General features: G+C 74.5%; 13 protein-coding genes and 1 pseudogene. 8 read left to right on the forward strand and 6 right to left on the reverse strand.

Annotation, left to right across the window (positions count from 1 at the left end):
- Positions 1–1405 (reverse strand): annotated as a pseudogene (locus tag IG78_RS50800) (hypothetical protein); the annotation flags it as partial.
- Between the two features lie 267 nt (positions 1406–1672).
- Here IG78_RS50800 and IG78_RS0138985 point away from each other — a divergent pair.
- The 3 genes from IG78_RS0138985 to IG78_RS0138995 all read left to right on the forward strand — a co-directional run bounded on the left by IG78_RS0138985 (position 1673) and on the right by IG78_RS0138995 (position 3730).
- Entirely contained in the window at positions 1673–2689 is a 1017-nt protein-coding gene (locus tag IG78_RS0138985; RefSeq protein WP_037687527.1) for a helix-turn-helix transcriptional regulator, read from the forward strand.
- 56 nt (positions 2690–2745) lie between these two features.
- Positions 2746–3237 carry a DUF456 domain-containing protein gene (locus IG78_RS0138990; protein WP_030573784.1) on the forward strand — a complete coding sequence of 164 codons (492 nt, stop codon included), beginning with the start codon at positions 2746–2748 and terminating at the stop codon, positions 3235–3237.
- Positions 3238–3343: 106 nt separating this feature from the next.
- Positions 3344–3730: a PPOX class F420-dependent oxidoreductase gene (locus IG78_RS0138995; RefSeq protein WP_030573787.1), complete on the forward strand. Its 387-nt coding sequence runs from the start codon at positions 3344–3346 to the stop codon at positions 3728–3730.
- A gap of 152 nt (positions 3731–3882) precedes the next feature.
- Here IG78_RS0138995 and IG78_RS0139000 read toward each other — a convergent pair whose 3' ends face one another.
- Positions 3883–5280: a DNA-3-methyladenine glycosylase 2 family protein gene (locus tag IG78_RS0139000; protein WP_030573789.1), complete on the reverse strand. Its 1398-nt coding sequence runs from the start codon at positions 5278–5280 to the stop codon at positions 3883–3885.
- An 86-nt stretch (positions 5281–5366) separates the two neighbouring features.
- On the reverse strand, positions 5367–6491 hold the full coding sequence (rsgA, locus tag IG78_RS0139005; RefSeq protein ID WP_030573792.1) for a ribosome small subunit-dependent GTPase A: 1125 nt from the start codon (positions 6489–6491) through the stop codon (positions 5367–5369).
- A gap of 449 nt (positions 6492–6940) precedes the next feature.
- Between rsgA and IG78_RS0139010 the strand changes: the two genes are divergently transcribed.
- The 3 genes from IG78_RS0139010 (at position 6941) to IG78_RS0139020 (ending at position 12200) form a co-directional block, all read left to right on the forward strand.
- Complete coding sequence (locus IG78_RS0139010) at positions 6941–9823, forward strand: glycoside hydrolase family 2 TIM barrel-domain containing protein (RefSeq protein WP_030573795.1); 2883 nt, start codon at positions 6941–6943, stop codon at positions 9821–9823.
- A gap of 135 nt (positions 9824–9958) precedes the next feature.
- Positions 9959–11380 (forward strand): prenyltransferase/squalene oxidase repeat-containing protein, encoded by a 1422-nt coding sequence (locus IG78_RS51965; RefSeq protein WP_030573799.1) that lies wholly within the window; start codon positions 9959–9961, stop codon positions 11378–11380.
- Between the two features lie 52 nt (positions 11381–11432).
- On the forward strand, positions 11433–12200 hold the full coding sequence (locus IG78_RS0139020) for a hypothetical protein (protein ID WP_030573803.1): 768 nt from the start codon (positions 11433–11435) through the stop codon (positions 12198–12200).
- Between the two features lie 110 nt (positions 12201–12310).
- On the opposite strand, the gene IG78_RS0139025 is transcribed toward IG78_RS0139020, so the two are convergent.
- Positions 12311–12736 (reverse strand): NUDIX hydrolase, encoded by a 426-nt coding sequence (locus IG78_RS0139025; RefSeq protein ID WP_030573806.1) that lies wholly within the window; start codon positions 12734–12736, stop codon positions 12311–12313.
- A gap of 125 nt (positions 12737–12861) precedes the next feature.
- Between IG78_RS0139025 and IG78_RS0139030 the strand changes: the two genes are divergently transcribed.
- Complete coding sequence (locus tag IG78_RS0139030) at positions 12862–13296, forward strand: VOC family protein (RefSeq protein ID WP_051853477.1); 435 nt, start codon at positions 12862–12864, stop codon at positions 13294–13296.
- A gap of 13 nt (positions 13297–13309) precedes the next feature.
- Here IG78_RS0139030 and IG78_RS0139035 read toward each other — a convergent pair whose 3' ends face one another.
- Both IG78_RS0139035 and IG78_RS0139045 read right to left on the reverse strand, forming a co-directional pair.
- A complete protein-coding gene (locus IG78_RS0139035; RefSeq protein WP_078965928.1) occupies positions 13310–14098 on the reverse strand; it encodes a helix-turn-helix domain-containing protein in 789 nt (262 codons plus the stop codon).
- Positions 14099–14107: 9 nt separating this feature from the next.
- Entirely contained in the window at positions 14108–15049 is a 942-nt protein-coding gene (locus IG78_RS0139045) for an AraC family transcriptional regulator (RefSeq protein WP_030573816.1), read from the reverse strand.
- 468 nt (positions 15050–15517) lie between these two features.
- Between IG78_RS0139045 and IG78_RS0139050 the strand changes: the two genes are divergently transcribed.
- On the forward strand, positions 15518–16363 hold the full coding sequence (locus tag IG78_RS0139050; protein WP_030573819.1) for an NmrA family NAD(P)-binding protein: 846 nt from the start codon (positions 15518–15520) through the stop codon (positions 16361–16363).
- Positions 16364–16427: the final 64 nt, after the last annotated feature.

Raw genomic sequence — 16427 nt, forward strand, 5'->3', positions numbered from 1 at the left:
GTGCCTCGGTCCGGGGGCGGGGCGGGAAGGGGGTGGCTGAGGACTTGGGCGGTGTCGCGTCGGCCTCGGGGCGGGTCGCGTCCGCCTCGGGGCGGGTCGCGTCCGCCGGGGACTGGGTTGCGTCCGCCGGGGACTGAGCGGCTTCCGCCTTGGGCCTGGGCGCCTCCGCCAGGGGCCGAGGTCCCTCTGCCTCGGGGCTAGTCGCCTCCGCCAGGGACCGGGTTGCGTCCGCCGGGGGCTGGGCTACGTCCGCCTCCAGCCGGGTCGCCTCCACCGGGGGCTGAGCTACGTCCGCCTTGGGCCTGGGTGCCTCCACCGGGGGCCTGGTCGCGTCCGCCTCGGGGCGGGTTGCGTCCGCCGGGGACTGGGCGGCTTCCGCCTCGGGCCTGGTCGCCTCCGCCAGGGACCGGGTTGCGTCCGCCAAGGGCTGGGCTACGCCCGCCTCAGGCCTGGTCGCCTCCGCCGGGGGCTGGGCTACGTCCGCCGGGCGCCGGGTTGCGTCCGCCGGGGGCCTGGTCGCGTCCGCCTCGGGACGGGTTGCGTCCGCCGGGAACTGGGCGGCTTCCGCCTCGGGCCTGGTCGCCTCCGCCAAGGACCGGGCTGCGTCCGCCAAGGGCTGGGCTACGTCCGCCTCAGGCCTGGTCGCGTCCGCCGGGGGCTGGGCTACGCCCACCTCGGGCCTGGGCGCCTCCGGCAGGGACCGGGTCGCCTCCACCGGGGGCCGGGTCGCCTCTGCTGCGGGCTGGGGGCGGTCCGGAGCGGCCGGGGGCGGCGGGGTCGGGTCGGCTGCCGGGCGGGGCGGGGTGCTCGGCCGGTGCGGCGAAGGCGTCTCCGCCGAGGGGCGGGAAGCCTCCCGGGACGGTGGTGGGGGCGGCGGAGTCCCTGCGGCCGTCGGGGGGCGGGGTTCTGCGACCGGTGGGGCCGGGGGCTCCTGGGCTCGGGCCGAAGGTTCCGCCGCCACGCTCGGGGGTTCCGCCGCCACGCTCGGGGGCTCCTGGGCTCGGGCCGAAGGTTCCGGCGCCACGCCCGGGGGTTCCGGAGCCGGGGGCTCCGAAGCCGCCCCCCGGTCGGCCGGGGCATCGCCATCGCCCCGGCCACGGGGCCGGGCCACGGGGGTGGAAGGCGCCTCGTCCGCCTCGCCGTCCCGTTGCGGCGGAACCCCGTACGACGCGCTGGCGGGATCCGAACCCCCGCCCCCGGGAACGGCGTTCACGGCGCCCACCGTGCCCGCGGCCGAGGCGAAGCGGTCGTCCAGGGTGTCCGCCGCGGCCGTGGGGCCCGCGTCGCCCGCGGACTCGTCGTACAACTGGCCCCACCAGTCGTCCTCCTGGCCGGAGCGGTCGGACTGGCCGGGCCGGTCGGAACCGGTTCCGTGGCCGGTGGGCCTCTCCCCCTGCTGGCTCATGCCCCCATTGTCCACGGCACAGCCCGTACGAAAACGGTGCATCCGGAAATTCACGGCGGAGCGGGGGCGGGTGACGCGCCGGGCGGTCCCACCCCCCACGGGAGGACCGCCCGGCGCGGGGACACCTTGGCAGACCGCCGGGTCCAGCGGGGATGATGCTCACGGCGGGTTTACGCCGTGGCTCTTTTCCGCCACCGGCGAGCGAACGCGCCACGACGATCGGGAGGCCGCACCCACGGGAGGGCCATCGGGGAGGGACGGCTGCGCATGCTGGCAGCGATAGGTCTGGACGAGACACACGAGGCGGCGTACCGAGCACTGGTGTCGGTGGGCGCGGCCGACGTGCCCGACCTGGCGCGCCGTCTCACCCTGGGCGAGCCGGACACCGAGCGCGCGCTGCGCCGCCTGGAGCAGCACGGCCTGGCCGCGCAGGCCTCGGGGCGGGCGGGACGCTGGGTGGCGGCGCCCCCCGGAGTGGCGCTCGGGGCGCTGCTCACCCAGCACCGGCACGAGCTGGAGAAGGCGGAGCTCGCGGCGACCCTCCTCGCGGAGGAGTACCGGGCCCGGGCGGCCGAGCCCGCCGTGCACGACCTGGTCGAGGTGGTGACCGGCGGTGCCGCGGTCGCCCAGCGCTTCCTGCAGTTGCAGCTCGGCGCGAGCCGTGAGGTGTGCGCCCTGGTGACGGGCAGACCGGTCGCGGTCACGGGCGTGGAGAACGACGCGGAGGAGCGGGCCGCGAGCCGGGGCGTGCGCTACCGCGTCGTCATCGAGCGCGAGGTGCTCACCGCGCCCACCGGCCTCGTCGAGGTGTCGGCGGCGATGCGGCGCGATGAGCAGATCCGGGTCGCCGACCGCGTACCGACCAAGCTGGTGGTCGCGGACGGCACCCTGGCGATGGTGCCGCTGACGTCGCGTACCGCGGAACCCGCGGCGCTCGTGGTGCACGCGAGCGGCCTGCTGGAATCCCTGACGGGCCTGTTCGAGGCGGTGTGGCGCACCGCCCTTCCGCTGCGCATCGGCGAGGGCGACACGGTGCGCGAGAGCGACGCCGAAGGACCGGACGGCACGGATCTGGAGGTGCTTTCGCTGCTGCTCGCCGGTATGACCGACGCGAGCGTCGCGAAACAGCTCGACCTGGGCCTGCGTACCGTACAGCGCCGTGTGAAGCGGCTGATGGAGCTGGCCGGTGTGACGACGCGGCTCCAGCTCGGCTGGCACGCCTACGACCGGGGCTGGGTGGCGCGTGAGGCGGCCGGCGCGGGGCCCGGCGCCGTGGCCCCGTGACGTCGCCGAGCTGACGCCGACCTGCGGTTCCGTACCCGCTCCTGCACTCTGAACAGATGGGAGCGTGGGAACTCCTGCTGGTCGGCGTGGTCATGTCGCTCGGCCTGTGCGGAGTGCTTGTGCCCGGAGTGCCGGGGTCCTGGCTCGTGTGGGCCGGGGTGCTCTGGTGGGCGCTCCAGGACCCGAACGGGCTCGCCTGGGGGGTCCTGGTGGGCGCGACGCTGGTGCTGCTGCTGTCCCAGGCCGTGCGCTGGCAGTTGCCGCCGCGGCGCCTGCGGGAGTCCGGGGCGACCCACCGCATGGCCGTCTTCGCGGGCGGCGGTGCGCTGCTCGGGTTCTGCCTGGTGCCGGTGCTCGGCGCGCTGCCGGGGTTCGTGGGCGGGCTCTACCTGTCCGAGCGGGTACGGCTCGGGGGGCGCGGCGAGGCCATGACGGCGGTGCGGACGGCGCTGCGGGCCGGAGGCTGGAACGTGTTCGCGGAACTGTTCGCGTGCCTGCTGATCGTGGGGGCGTGGGTGGGGGCAGTGGTGGTCGGGGGCGGTGGGTGAGGGGCCGGGTGCCGGTGCTGTCCGGGGCGGCGGGTGAGGTGCCGGTGGTCGGAGGCGGCCGGTGTGGGGGGTGCGTACGGTGAGCTGCGCGTGCCAGCCTCGGCCCATGACCGAATTCAGCGCGGCCGAGCGCGCGTACCTCACGTCCCGGCGTCTGGGCAGGCTCGCCACCGTCGACCCGCACGGACAGCCGCAGGCCAACCCCGTGGGCTTCCACCCGCAGGACGACGGCACCATCCTCATCGGCGGACAGGCGATGGGCACCACGAAGAAGTGGCGGAACCTGCTGGCCAACCCGAAGGTCGCGCTGGTCGTCGACGACATCGTGAGCGAGCGGCCGTGGCGGGTGCGCGGCGTGGACATCCGCGGCGAAGCCGAACTGCTCACCGGGCCGCACGAGTTGGGCCCGCACTTCAGCGAGGAAATCATCCGCATCCATCCGCGGCGCATCCACAGTTGGGGTCTTGAGGGTCCCGGAGCGGGCGGGGTGTGAGACGCGGACGGGACGGCGTTGACACCGACCGCCAGAGGGCATGGGTGACGGCACCGCCTGTCCGGCGCGCGACGACAGCCCGTGCGGCGTGCGACGACAGCCCGTGCGGCGTTTGAGGACGAGCCGCGGAGCGGCGAAGAGGGGGTGGCGGCTCACGCCGAGAGCAGCGGCGACTCGACCACCGAAAGGCCCCGCGGCGCACCCCGAAGGTGCCGCAGAGCGTACGACCGCCAGGGCCGCCACTCGTCGGACGACTCCTCACCGGGGACGGCGACGTCCGGGTCCCCGAGGGCCCGCATCCGGATGAGCGCGGCCACCGGCGCATTCACCCCGGGCACCGCCAGGAGATGCCGCTCCGCGTCCTCGCGGTCGGCCCCCGCGTCCAGGCGCACGGCGCCGTCCGCGAGGGCGGCGGCCAGCGGCACCCGCCCGGCGAGGGCCTCGGGGGCGGGGAAGACATGGGTGAGGGTGCCGCACGGCGAGGGCAGCGGCGTGCCGAACTCGACGGCGAGGCGGCGGGCAGCCGCGGGCCCGACGGCCGCCCGCACCGCGAACTCCTCCGGGTCGGCGGCGCCCGGTGAGCGCAGCCCTGGGCGGGCCAGGACGAGCGGGGCGAGGCCGGGGTCGGCGGCCAGGCGCTCGTCCACGGCGTACGGGTCGGCGTCCAGGTCGAAGAGTCCGCGCAGGCGCTGCACGGCGGTGGTCAGGTCGCGCAGGTCGCTCAGGTGCAGTTGGGCGTCGAGCCACCCGCAGCGGTGGGTGTCGCCGCCCCGGCGCGGATCGCGTTCCTCGACGGCGACGATCCCGCAGGCGTACGGCAGTCGCAGCGTGCGCCGGTAGGTGCGGGCGCCGCGCTCGCCGGTGACGTCCTCCACGCCGGGCAGGGCCTCCTCGGCGAGCAGGTCGAAGACGGCGGCGGCCTGGTAGGGGCCGCGGTAGGCGAGGCGCAGCGGGATGCCCGCGGCGGGGGTGGAGCGGCCGCCGCCCCGCTTGGGTGCGGCGGCGCGCAGTCCGGTGGGTGTCAGCGCGTACACGGCCCGGATGGTGTCGTTGAACTGCCGTACGCTGGCGAACCCGGCGGCGAAGGCGATCTCCGTGACCGGCAGGTCGGTGGTCTGGAGCAGCACGCGGGCGGTGTGGGCGCGCTGCGCGCGGGCGAGGGCGACGGGGCCCGCGCCGAGTTCGGCGGTGAGCTGGCGCTGGACCTGGCGGGCGCTGTAGCCGAGACGGACGGCGAGGCCGCCGACGCCTTCGCGGTCGACGACGCCGTCCCCGATCATGCGCATGGCGCGGCCCACGACGTCCGCGCGGACGTTCCAGTCGGCGGAGCCCGGCACGGCGTCGGGGCGGCAGCGGCGGCAGGCGCGGAAGCCGTTGCTCTGGGCGGCCGCGGCCGTCGGGTAGAAGCGGACGTTCTGGCGCTTGGGGGTGACGGCCGGGCAGCTCGGCCGGCAGTAGATGCCGGTCGTCGCGACGGCGAAGAAGAACTCGCCGTCGAAACGGGCGTCGCGGCTGCGCACGGCCTCGTACCTGGTGTCCTGGTCACTCACGCGTCCAGTGTGAGGTGCCCCGGGCGCCGGGGCCAGCGGAAATCGGACGTCACGTTCGTCCCCACCGCCCCGGCGCCGCGCGGCGGTCAGCGCACCCGGCCCCGCTTGGCCGCCATGGCCGCCTTGCCCTCGGCGCCGCGCCGCTTGTACTCGCGGCGCAGGTCGGCGCGGACGCGGGCGTCGGTCTTGGCGACGATGCGCTGGTTCTCGCGCATCAGCTTGCGGTAGCTGTCGAGGCGGCGCTCCGGCAGGGTGCCGTCGTCGAGGGCGGCGAGGACGGCGCAGCCCGGCTCCGCGACGTGCGCGCAGTCCTGGAAGCGGCAGCCTTCGCCGAGTTCCTCGATCTCGGCGAAGACCTGCCCGACGCCCGTGCCCGCGTCATAGAGGCCGACGCCGCGCAGGCCGGGCGTGTCGATGAGGACTCCGCCGCCCGGAAGGACCAGGAGGTTTCGGGTCGTGGTGGTGTGCCGGCCCTTGCCGTCGACGTCACGGATGGCCCGCACGTCCATGATGTCGGCGCCCGCGAGCGCGTTGGCGAGGGTCGACTTGCCCGCGCCCGACTGGCCGAGCAGTACCGACGTACCGCCGGAGACGACGGCGGCGAGCACGTCGACGCCCTCTCCGGTGGCGGCGCTGACGGGCAGCACCTGTACGCCGGGCGCGCTCGTCTCCACGTCCTCGACGAGGTACGACAGGGCGGTGGCGTCCGGCACGAGGTCGGCCTTGGTGAGGACGACGACGGGCTGGGCGCCGGATTCCCAGCCGAGCGCGAGGAACCGCTCGACGCGGCCGAGGTCGAGCTCGGCCGCCAGGGACACCGCGATCACGGCGTGGTCGACGTTGGCCGCGAGGATCTGCCCCTCGGATCGCTTGGAGGAGGTGGAGCGCACGAACGACGTGCGCCGCGGCAGATAGTCCCGCACATAGCGCGGGTCGCCGCCGGGCGCGTCCACGGCCGCCCAGTCACCGGTGCAGATGACCCTGAGCGGGTCGTGCGGTGTGACGTACGTGGTGTCGGCGCGGACGATGCCTTCCTCGGTGACGACGAGGTCGCAGCTACCGCGGTCGACGCGGACGACCCGCCCGGGCAGCAGTCCACGCTCCGCGTACGGGGCGAAGGCGGCGGCCCACTCCTCGTCCCAGCCGTAGCGGGCGAGGGCGGAAAACTGGGACTCAGAGGAAGCGGACTGAGAAGAAGCGGAGGAGGTCAAGGGGAACCCTTCAAAGGGTGGCCCCGGCCTGCGCGCCGGACGGGCGCGATGAACGCGATGAAGAGGAAAGGTCAGCCGGAGACCAAGGAGGTGAGGTGGATGAACGTCTGGATGCGGACAGCACCCTTCGCAACGACAGCCATGAATCACACCTCCCGAAAATTCCGCTCGACCGGCCACGGCGGTCGTGCACCGCCGAGGAACGATCCGAACTGTAGCCCTCGCCTCCGCGGGCCCGCCACTCATTTATCCGAGGGCATGCCACCCATGTGATCGACCTGCCATCCATGTGATCGACGGCCCGTCAGCCGTCTGTTCACCGTTCCGGCCGCCCGGGTCACCCGAACGCGCCGCCGGACACGCATTCGCCCCATCCGTTCATCAAGAATCCAACAACCCTCCGGCGCAAAGAATTGAGCGGCACCACCCGTACACGTTCTGATGGAGTCATGGAGCTCCCCTACCACGAGGACGTGTCCCCCGGCACCGGCGGTCTGCCGCCGCGGGCCTGGTGCGCCGGTTCGGACGCCGCCTCCCTTTCGCTGAACGGAAGCTGGCGGTTCCGCCTCTCGCCGGGCGGCTGCGGTCCTGACGAGTCGTTCGCCGCGGCCGGCTACGACGCCGCGGCCTGGGACGAGGTCGTCGTGCCCGGGCACTGGGTGCTACAGGGCCACGGCGCGCCCCACTACACGAACCAGCAGTACCCCTTCCCCGTGGACCCGCCGCGGGTGCCGACGGAGAACCCGACCGGTGACCATCTGCGCTGCTTCGACCTGCCGGAGACCTGGCCCGCGGGCGGTGACGCGGTGCTGCGCTTCGACGGCGTCGAGTCGTGTGCCCGGGTGTGGCTGAACGGCACACTGCTCGGCGACTTCAAGGGCTCGCGGCTGCCGCACGAGTTCGCGGTCGGGCAGCTCCTGCGGCCCGCCGACAACGTCCTTGCCGTACGGGTGCACCAGTGGTCGTCGGGGTCGTACCTGGAGGACCAGGACCAGTGGTGGCTGCCGGGGATCTTCCGGGACGTGACGCTCCAGCACCGGCCCGAGGGCGCCGCGGGAGACTTCTTCACGCACGCCTCGTACGACCACCGCGGCGGCACCGGCACGCTGCGGGTGGACTCCGAGGTGCCGGGCCGGGTCACGGTGCCGGAACTCGGTGTGGACGTCGCGACCGGCGTCGAGGTGAGCGTGCCGGTCGAGCCGTGGACGGCGGAGCGGCCCCGTCTCTACGACGCGGTGCTCGCCACGCCGGGCGAGCGCGTCGCGCTGCGGGTGGGATTCCGCACGGTCGCCCTGGCCGAAGGACTCATCACCGTGAACGGGCGGCCGCTGCTGTTCCGCGGCGTGAACCGGCACGAGTTCCACCCGGAGCGCGGCCGCGCCCTCGACCTCGCCACGATGCGCGCGGACGTCCTGCTGATGAAGCAGCACAACATCAACGCCGTCCGCACCTCCCACTACCCGCCGCACCCGGCCTTCCTCGACCTGTGCGACGAGCTCGGCCTGTGGGTCGTCGACGAGTGCGACCTGGAGACGCACGGCTTCACGACGCTCGGCGGGCGCGGCAACCCCGTCGACGACGACCGCTGGACCCCGGCCCTCCTCGACCGCGCGGCCCGTACCGTCGAGCGGGACAAGAACCATCCGTCGGTGATCGTGTGGTCCCTCGGCAACGAGTGCGGCACCGGCCGCGGCCTGCGCGCGATGGCCGCGTGGATCCGCGAGCGCGACCCGGACCGGCTGCTGCACTACGAGGGCGACCCCTCCTGCCGGGACACCGACATGTACTCCCGTATGTACGCCGACCACGCCGAGGTGGAACGCATCGGCCGGGGCGAGGACGAGGGTCCCGATGAGCGGCGGCGGCTGCCGTTCGTGCTCTGCGAGTACGGGCACGCCATGGGCAACGGCCCCGGTGGTCTGCGCGAGTACCAGGACCTGTTCGAGCGGTACGAGCGGCTGCAGGGCGGCTTCGTCTGGGAGTGGATCGACCACGGCCTGCGCCACCCCGAGTTCGGCTACGCCTACGGCGGGGACTTCGGTGAGCGGCCGCACGACGGGAACTTCGTCTGCGACGGCCTGTGCTTCCCCGACCGCAGGCCCTCCCCCGGGCTCCTGGACTACAAGCAGGTGATCCAGCCGGTGCGGTTCGCCTACGACCCGGTGTCCGGCACGGTCTCGGTGACCAACCTGTACGACTTCGCGGACCTGTCGGAGCTGGCGTTCGAGTGGACGTACCTCGTGGACGGCCCGGAGCGGGCGGTGTCGGGCCCTCTCGACGTGCCGCCCGAGCTGGGCCCCGGCGAGAGCGTCGAGCTGAAGCTGCCGCAGCCGCCGCCCGCCGCGCGCGGCGCCGAGACCCGGCTGCAGGTGAGCGCGACGGTCTGCGAGGAGACCAACTGGACGTCCCTCGACCATGTGGTGGCGCGGGCCGACTTCGCCGTCACGCCGCGTCCGCCCGTGCCCGTCGCCGCCGGTGGACGGCCTCGCCGCCGCGGCTACGACCTCGCTCTGGGCCCCGGCCGCTTCGACGTCCGCACCGGTGAGCTGCGGGCACTCGGCGACCTCACCCTGAAGGCCGCGCCGCGCCTGGACGTGTGGCGTGCGCCCACGGACAACGACGACGGCGCGCCCTGGCAGCCCGACATCCGCTACGGCTTGCTGTGGCGCGACCTCGGCCTGGACCGGATGCAGCACCGCCTCGACGGGGTGGAGTCGGGCGACGGTGGCCTCACCGTCCGCACCCGGGTGGCGCCCGCGGCCCGCGATCTGGCGCTGCGTACCGTCTACCGCTGGACGTCCGACGGCACGGCGCTGCGGCTCGCGGTGTCGGTGGTCCCGGAGGGCGACTGGCAGGTGCCGCTGCCCCGGCTCGGGATCCGCCTTGGCCTGCCCGCGTCGCTGGGGTACGCGCACTGGTTCGGCGGCGGCCCCGGGGAGGCGTACCCGGACACCAAGTCGGCGTCGTGCGTGGGCCGTTGGGGCATGAGCATCGATTGGATGCAGACGCCATACGTCCGCCCGCAGGAGAACGGGGCCCGCGCCGACGTGCGCTGGGCCGAGCTGCGCCCGGACGCCGAAGGGGAGGGCGTACGGATCGTCGGTGATCCCGCGTTCTGGTTCACCGCCCGCCCCTGGAGCACCGGGCAACTGGACGCGGCGGCCCACCGCACGGATCTGCGGCCGGGCGACACGGTGTGGGTGCACCTCGACCACGGACAGCGCGGCATCGGCTCGCAGTCGTGCGGTCCCGGTGTGCTGCCGCAGCACGAACTGCGGGTGGCCCCGGCGGAGTTCGCGTTCACCTTCACAACGGCCGCACGGGAGCGGTGAGGGCGGGGCGAAGGGGCGGCGCGGACCACGGCCGCCGGGTCACGGACCCTTCCTGACCCGGAGAAACACGGTGGTGGCCCCCTAGACTGGGAAGGACGACAACCCACGCGCCGCCCTGGGGGGAGGGAACATCCTGTGTCACAGCAGCAACTGCGCCGCACCCCCGCCCGGCGGCCGGACTCCGGACCACCGCCCCCGGACGACTCGCGCCGGGGCCGGTTCGTGGGCTGGCTCGGCGGCTTCGGCTGCGTCGCCGCGGGCTACGCCGTGTTCCAGTCCCTGGTCGGCGTGTTGCCGCAGGAGCTGTCCACGGACGCCGCGCGGTACGGCATCGCGGCGGTCAGCGGCGTCGGCACGAGTGTCGCGGCGTGGCTGGCGGCGGCGCTGCTGCGCGCCAGGCCGGTCGGCGACGACTCTGCTACGACGGGTACGCGGCGGACAGCGGCAGGGCCCGGTCCCACCGGCTCCGCCCACGGCCTCCGCACGGGCCCCGGTCCGTTCCCGGCGCTCGCCGCCGCGACGCACCGCACCCTGCACGCGCAGTTGGCCGTCCTCGACGATCCGGACCGCGGTCTCCTCACCGGCTGGCCGCACGCCCTCGACGAGCCCACCCGGCCGGTGCGGCCCACGCCCACCGGCACCGCGTACGGGCTGCATCTGGTCCTCGAACTCGGCGTGCAGGACGGCCGTCTGAACCCCGCGGACCTGGTCGGCACGCTGTGGCGGCTGCGGCTTTCCCACGGGGGCTGGGCCGCCCGTTCGCAGGGGTCCGTGCCGAGGCCCGAGGTGACGGCGCTGGTGCTCGGCGCGCTCGCCCGCGCGGGCGCGGACCCGGACCGGCTCGCGGACGAGGCGGCGCGCTGCGCGGCCCGCTTCACTGCGGACCTGGAACCGTCGGGCCTCGCCAGGACGCATGTGGTGACGACGGTCCTGCGGGGCCTGCTGCGCGCGGCGCCCGAATCCCCCGCCATCGCCCAACTGCGCGACGAGCTGGTCGACAGGACCATCACCGACCCGGCCCGGGAGAGCCGCCGCTGCTGGGGCCCGACGCTGCGCCCGACGGCGGCGCACCCGACGCGGCCCTCGCCCGCGCACACCGCGCAGGCCGTCGTCGCCCTCGACCGGGCGGCCCGCGTCCTCGGCGACGAGGACGTCAACAGCCGCTCCGCGCGCGAGGACGGCATCCGCTGGCTGCTGTCCTGCCCGATGCCGGAGCACGAGAGCTGCGCGGACCTGCTCAACACGCAGGAGGAGGTGCGCAGACCCCATCCGCAGGACCCCTGGCGTCAGGAGGTGTTGTTCGTACGGCACTTCACCGCGGCGTGGATGGTGCGGGCGCTGCTCACGCCGGGCGCCTGGGAGATCGCCGTCGCCGAGGGCCGCGAGGAGGCGTGGCGTGCGCTGCTCACCGACGCCGTCGCGGGTGTGCTGCGCCAGCAGGACGACGGCATCTGGAACTGGGACGGGCACGATCTCGGCCGTCCGCTGTGGATGACCTATCAGGGCCTTTCGGCGCTGCGCGCTCATGCCGTATGGATGTATCAGCCGGAGACCTGAGCTCCGGCTCCGCGCCCCGGCGGGCGGGACGAACGGAAGGCGGCGTGACTGCATGGGTGGTCGGCACGTCCTGCGGGCCCGGGCACTGCTCGAAGGAGCCCTCGACGGCCTGGCCGGGGAGGAGCTGGTCCGGACGGCGCGGACGGTCGTCGCCGAACTGGGTGCCCCGGGGCGGCTCTCCGCGCTCGTGGCGGAGCTCGCGGCGGGCACGGGCGACCCCTCGGGGTGTGCGCGGCTCTCGTACCGGCACGTCCTCGGCTTCGACAAGCTGCTCCTGATCGACGTCGGGACCCGGCACATGCTGCGCGCCCACGTCTGGCACCCCGGCGCGCACCGCGCGGCCCGCGAGGACATCCACAACCACCGCTCCCCGCTCGCCTCCTACGTGGTGCGGGGCACCCTCGGCATGGAGCTGTACGAGACGGCGGGCGACGGCCCCCTGGCGGCGGCGCGCTTTCGCGAGTCGCTGTCGGAGGAGGTGCGGGACTGGCTCCTGGAGCCGGCGGGCCGGGCCCGGCTGCGCCTGACGCAGACGGCCGAGTACGCGGCGGGCAGCGGCTACGCCCTGCCGTCGTACGCGCTGCACCGCGCCTGGTGCGCCTCGCCCGACGCGGCGGTGACGCTGTTCCTGGAGACGGGGGCGGGCAGGCGCCGCTACACGGACGTGTTCACGGGTACGGACGCGTGCGCGGGCGGCGGCGTGTCGGGGCGGCGCGCGCAGGCGATCGCCAAGGAGCCCTTGGAGGTGCCGGAGTACTTGGCGGAACTGCGGACGCTGGGCGAACTCATCGACGAGAGCGGTGAGTTGGCGTGCCCATGAGCCGAGTCTGCGTGGGCGCCGCGCGCGGGGCCGGGAATCCGGGGAGCGCAGGACCGGGAATCCGGGGAGCCGCCTCTCACGGTCGGGTCGGTCACCCGGAAGGCGGCGGGTCAGCGGCCGCGCAGCCTGCTGACGGCCTGCCGCACGATCTCGTTGTTGTAGTCGTCGATCTCCACCGTGCTCAGCTCCTCGGGGGCGAGCCAGCGGTAGTCCTGATCGGGGTGCGGCAGCGACACGTCGAGGCTGAGGGGTCGGACCAGGAAGTTGTCCTGCCAGTTCTTGACCTCGTGGCCCTTGTACCGGCTGACGAAGGACGACTCGCCGACCTTGCGGACGACGTGGCCGAGCAGGCCTGTCTCTTCCTTCAGCTCGCGCAGCACGCCGTCGCGCGGGCTCTCGCCCGGTTCGAGCTTTCCACAGGGCACCCCCCACACGCGGGGCAGGAACCGCTCCGTCTCACTGCGGCGCACGAGCAGCACCCTGCCGCGGTGGGCGACGACGGCTGCTGCCAGATGGTTCTCGCCAGGGATACCCATGCCACCACCGTAGCGAGGATTCGGGGTCCGGGACAGCCACGGACACCGTCCGCGCCCCGTCCGCGCGCCCCTGCGCGTCCGATTCCTTCAAGACCGCGCGCCGCCCCGCCGCCTACGCTCACGGCATGAACAGCAACGACACGAACACCACCGCCGCCCCGACCCGTGTCACGCCCCGGCTCGACATGGTGGGCGTCGTCACGTCCGACCTGGCGGCGTCGCTCGCCTTCTACCGCAGGCTCGGCCTCGACTTCCCCACCGGGTCCGAGGACCTGCCGCACGCCGAGGCCACCCTGGCGAACGGCCTGCGCTTCGCCCTGGACACCGAGGAGACCGTCCGCTCCTTCGCCCCCGACCGGCAGTTGGTTCCGGGCGCCGGGCGGGTCGGGCTCGCCTTCCACTGCGGTACGCCCGCGGGGGTGGACGCGGTGTACGAGGAGTTGGTGGCCGCCGGGTACCGCGCGGAGCTGAAGCCGTTCGACGCGGTGTGGGGGCAGCGGTACGCGACCGTGCTCGATCCCGACGGCAACGGCGCCGACCTGTTCGCACCGCTCACCTGATCGGCCCAGCACTTCACCCGGTCGGCGGGGAGAGCAGTTCACCCAGCCGCATGCCCGTCAACTCCTTGACGTCACGGGCCAGATGGGCCTGGTCGGCGAAGCCCGCGGCGGCCGCCGTGTCCGCGTACGGCCGTCCCGAGCGGGCCAGCGCGAGCGCCCGCTGCAGCCGCAGCACCCGGGCGAGGGTCTTCGGCCCGTACCCGAACGCGGGCAGGGAGCGGCGGTGCAGCAGGCGGGCGCCGATACCGGCGGCGTCGGCGGTCTCGGCGACACCGTGCCCCGCGTTCAGGGACCGCACGACGCGGGCCAGGAGCGGATCGGGCGGCGGCCGGTCGGCGGCGCGCTCACCGGCGACGGCTTCCAGGGCGGCCAGGGGGTCGTCGGCCGCGTCGACGCGGGCGGTGAGGCGGTGCACCACGGCCGCGCTCCACAGGTCGGTCAACTCCACGCGCCGGTCGCGCAGTTCGTGCGCGGGGACGCCGAGGACGGCGGGGGCCGTGCCCGGGGCGAAGCGGACGCCGACGTAGCGCCGCGCGGTGTCGCCGACCGCGGGTCCGGCCAGGTAGGCGTGTGTGTCCGGGCCCGCGACGAACAGTCGGCCCTCGGTCCACAGCAGGTCCATGCAACCGTCGGGCAGGACGGGTGCGGCGGCGGCCGACGGTGCGGCCGGGGCCGTCTTGGACCACACGACGGCGCCGGGCAGCACGCGCGAGGGCCGCTCGGCGTACGCGACGCCGGACGGGTCGTGTCGCGCGACTGCCTCGCCCGCGCCCGCCGTACCTCCGGTCGTATCGCCGCCCATACCGCCAGGCTACGACGGGCCCGTGCGGTGGTCCTGGGGGCTGACCCCGTACACCCGCTTGAAGGCGCCGGACAGCGCGAAGGCACTGCCGTAGCCGACCTTGCGGGCGATGGAGGCGATGGTCAGTTCGCTGTCGCGCAGCAGGTCGGCGGCGAGGGCGAGCCGCCAGCCGGTCAGGTACGTCATCGGCGGTTCGCCCACGAGCTCGGTGAAGCGCCGGGCGAGCGCCGCCCGGGACACCCCTGCCTTCGCGGCGAGGGAGGCCACGGTCCAGGGGTGCGCGGGGTCGTCCTGGAGCAGCCGGATGACGGGCCCCACGACGGGGTCGCCCATCGCCCGGTACCAGGCGGGGGCCGCCGCCTCCGGCCGGGAGAACCAGGCCCGCAGCGCGGCGATGAGCAGCAGGTCCAGGAGCCGGTCGAGGACGACCTCCTGGCCCGGCTCGTCCTTGCTGAACTCCTCGGCGAGGAACGGCGTCAGCGGGCAGTCCCACACGTCCGTGGGCAGGACGAGCAGCGGCGGCAGCGCGTCGAGGAGCCGCCCGGTGATCTCGCCCCGCATCTGGTAGGTCCCGATCAGCATCTGCACGGGCCCGCCCGGCTGCCCCCAGGCGCGCATGCCGAGGCCCGCGTAGTGCCCCTCGGGCGCGCCGTTCAGCGGAGTACAGGACTGACCGGGTCCGATCTCGGCGAACGGCTCGGTCTTCTGGTCGCCCGCCACGAGGTAGTGGCCGGGGCCGCGGGCCACGGCCACGTCGCCGGGACGGACCGGCCGGGGCTCCTCCCCGCCCGCGCCCTCCGGCGTGATCCACGCCTCGCCGTGCACCATGATCATGACCGAAACGGGTGCCTCGTCCGCGATACGGACCGCCCACGGCGGCTCGAAGCACGCACGGATCATGAAGGCTCCGCGTGCCCGGGGGCCCTCCAGAAGACCGGCGAGTACGTCCATGGGGGCAGCGTAGACGCTCGCGTATGGGAGTGAGTCCTTGGAGGATGGCTCCCGTACGGGTGGCGGCAGTTGACTGAAGCCATGACGAACAAGACGGCGAACGACACGACGGACGACGCGACGAACCGTACGACGGGCGGGACGGCGACCCGTGCGACGGGCGGGACGGCGGCCCGTACGACGGACGGGACGGCGAGCCGTGCGACGGGCGGGACGGCGGACGACGCCGCGATCCGTACGACGGGCGGGACGGCGGACGGCACGGCGTCCCGTACGACGGACGGGACGACGACCCGTACGACAGGCGGGACGACGACCCGTACGACGGACGGGACGGCGGACGGCACGACGAGCCGTGCGACGGGCGGGACGGCGGGTGGCGCCGCGATCCGTACGACGGACGGCACGGCGGGCGACGCCGCGATCCGTACGACGGGCGACGCGAGGGGATACGCGACGAGCGACGCTGTGAGCGGGACGACGAGCGGCACGGTGACGGTTCTGGTCACCGGGGCGACGGGGCGGGTGGGGAGCCGTGTCGCGGAGGCGGCGCGGGTCGCCGGTCACGAGGTGCGGGCAGCGGCGCGTTCCGGCCCGGTCCTCTTCGACTGGAACGACCCGGCCACCTGGGCGGACGCCCTGCGGGGCGCCGACGCGGCGTTCCTCGCCCACCAGCCCGACGTGGGCGCGCCCGGCGCCGCCGAGGCCGTGGGCGCGTTCGCCCGCCGGGCCGGGGAGCTCGGGGTGCGTCACCTCGTCCTCCTTTCGGCGCGCGGTGAGCACCAGGCGCTTGCGACGGAGGACGCGCTCGCGGGGGCCGGGGTGCGCTGGACCGTCGTGCGGGCCGCGTGGTTCGCGCAGAACTTCAGCGAGGGGCCGATGGCCGACGGGATGCGTGAGCGCGGGGGACTCGTCTTTCCCTCCGGTGAGGTGCTTGAGCCGTTCATCGATGTGCGGGACATCGCGGATGTGGTCCTCGCGGTGCTCGGGGCCGGTGAGCGGTATGCGGGGCGGGTTCTGGAGGTGAGCGGGGGGCGGCTGTTGTCCTTCCGGGACGCGGTGGCCGAGATATCTGGTGCGGGTGGGCGGGAGTTCACCTATGCGCCGGTGTCGGCGGTGGAGTACGGGGCCGTGTTGCGGGAAATCGGGACGCCTGAGGGGGAGGTGGAATTCCTGATCGACCTGTTCGAGACGAATCTTGACGGCCGCAACGCGTATGTCTCCGACGGTGTGCGGGAGGTACTCGGCCGGGGCCCGAGGGAGTTTGTGGACTTCGTCCACGAGGCGGTGGCCGCAGGCACCTGGAAGCAGTGAGCACCCTCCCCCCGCCCACCCGCCCCCAATCCGCGCTACACGCCCCCCCGTCCGCAAACCCCGA

The sequence above is a fragment of the Streptomyces aureocirculatus genome (assembly GCF_000720475.1).
GTDB classification, from domain to species: domain Bacteria; phylum Actinomycetota; class Actinomycetes; order Streptomycetales; family Streptomycetaceae; genus Streptomyces; species Streptomyces aureocirculatus.